At 37.4% G+C, this 2,182-nt stretch carries 2 protein-coding genes and 1 pseudogene; all 3 read right to left on the bottom strand.

What is annotated here, in order from left to right; genetic code table 11:
- A pseudogene (locus HNP82_RS17685) lies at positions 1 to 329 on the bottom strand (hypothetical protein); the annotation flags it as partial.
- A 12-nt stretch (positions 330 to 341) separates the two neighbouring features.
- Complete coding sequence (locus HNP82_RS17680; RefSeq protein ID WP_183776825.1) at positions 342 to 938, bottom strand: class I SAM-dependent methyltransferase; 597 nt, start codon at positions 936 to 938, stop codon at positions 342 to 344.
- A gap of 7 nt (positions 939 to 945) precedes the next feature.
- Complete coding sequence (locus HNP82_RS17675; protein WP_183776824.1) at positions 946 to 2,001, bottom strand: HNH endonuclease domain-containing protein; 1,056 nt, start codon at positions 1,999 to 2,001, stop codon at positions 946 to 948.
- Positions 2,002 to 2,182 lie beyond the last annotated feature (181 nt).

The raw sequence follows: 2,182 nt of genomic DNA, 5'->3' as shown, positions 1-2,182 counted from the left end.
CCCCGCCCTGCTGTTTCCACGAACTGTCCGCTTAATATGGCCCTGACTGTCCGGGAAATGTGGCCCTGCTGTCCGCAGAAAGTGGCTGTTTGCAACACTCCATCAGAAGGGAATTCTTCAACAGCAGCTCTATCTCTGAGATAAATAAGGTACTTAATTATTTCATCATGCATTTCCTGACACTCTGTTTCTTCATTACAAAAAATAAGAAATGGATCTATAAACAGAGGTAAGTCGTTAACCAATGAAACATTAAACGCCCCATACTCTTCCAATAATTTGGAATCTATTTTAAAAAAGTCACTAAAATATATTTTATTTGAACTCATTAGTCTCCGTCATCAAATCTTTTTTGCCAAAACATTAATCCAGTTTTGGGTGTTATACTCGTTTCTTACATCACAGGTCAACCAACTATCACAGACATCTAAAGCTATTACAGATTTAATTAGCTCATTTATTTTTTTATCTGTCATATCACAAAAATAACGATTCGTTACACAATCAAAACGGTTCTTATCCCCATATTTCCAAGACGCATAGAGTACTCCTCCTTTTTTTAGAGCAGCTGCGATGTTTTTCAGCACAGTTACCATTTCATCTTCCGGAACATGAAGAAGAGAAGCACAAGCCCATATTCCATCAAAACAATCCTGATAGTCCATTTCTTGAAAGGTCAGTTTTCTAACTTCTTGGCCTGTCAACATTGAAGCATACTCACACATGATTCCAGAAGCATCGAATGCAGTTACAGTATAGCCTTTTTCAATAAAATGCTTACTATCCCGGCCGCTGCCACATCCGGCATCCAATACAGAAGCACCTTCAGGCAGGTACTTTTCAAATCGATCATATAATTTCTGCATATCCAAGTGTGCTGTACTTTCGGCATACTGCTCATCATAAAATGCAATTGTTGTTTCTAATTCTTGTCTCATAGTTACCTCATATAACCAACTGCTCTGGTAATTTCCATAGTCCGTATCCCTGCAAATAAGCAGAGTCATACAATGGTTTCATGTTATGCTCCAGGATATTTATGAACTGTTCCCTCGAATTCCCCTCAATGTATAATCTTTCAGTTGCCCAAATAGCATTCAGATTGTCTCTACGGCACTTTTCAAAGCGTGTTCGCACTTCTCCATGAGAAAAAATAACTTTGTACAATCTATACTGGCTCTCAGCCATTCTCCGAAAATACTCCCCCCAATCAGGAAGTTTATTCTTCTTGCTTGAATTCAGCCTCTTTTCCATCGGAATCAAATTCCATAACTCGTCATTTGCTACATAAGACCACGGAACAAAGTGATCCAAATCAAAGTGCTGAATATCTAATTCTCTACCAGAGTAAATATCATGTACAGATAGATTCCCATAATTGACTGCTGACTTCCACAAATCACGTGCATTACTTAACTTGCGGGTTATCTCATTTTCCGGAGATAGTTTGTAAATAATACCTGGCACTCCCGGATTACGATCCTGTAAAAAACGAATTTTTTTTAACTGAATCCAGCTTGTAATTACTGGATAATTATCGTAAATAAGTTGTTTCCAGTATTCGTTCACATGTACCTTTTTCTGTAGGCCTTTTCCGTCAATAATAGTATACAAAAGCGGTGTCTTTTTATTGATCATTTCAAAATAGGCTATTATACGCTTTTGAGAATCCCAAACATGATCGCTGCCACTTACTTCATCCAAGAAAGACGATAGTAAACGATATGGAACATATATAGTCAGACTATTCTTATCTACTCGAAGCTCTGAATCATTACGCACAATTGCTTCCATGACATCATTTTTTGAGGCTGGTTGCTTTAATAAAGGATCTTTTTCCACGATCCCGATAGCATGCTCAAGAAAGTTTTCAGACTTTCCCTTTATTGTCGGTCCAAGATGTAAATGGTAACGTGTAACTGAATGCCATGCTTCCCAAATCATCTCGTTAATAATCTGATCAAATGTTAAATCCTCTTCAGTGATTGTAATCAAATTCACAATTGCTTCTAACCAATAGAATTTGTAACACTGTGATGGATCATTCAGCATTCTGGCAAATTTATCTGTATCTAAATTATTTTTATTGCTAACTTTGCAAAAAAGTTACACTAAAAGTATTCTGACGCTCCTCACACCTCAAGAAACGTCATAAGCTCCTGCATACTCTTACCGCTCCTGC

It is taken from the genome of Catenibacillus scindens, from assembly GCF_014202115.1.
Taxonomy (GTDB): Bacteria; Bacillota; Clostridia; order Lachnospirales; family Lachnospiraceae; genus Catenibacillus; species Catenibacillus scindens.
This window is presented reverse-complemented; position numbering and strand designations above follow the sequence as displayed.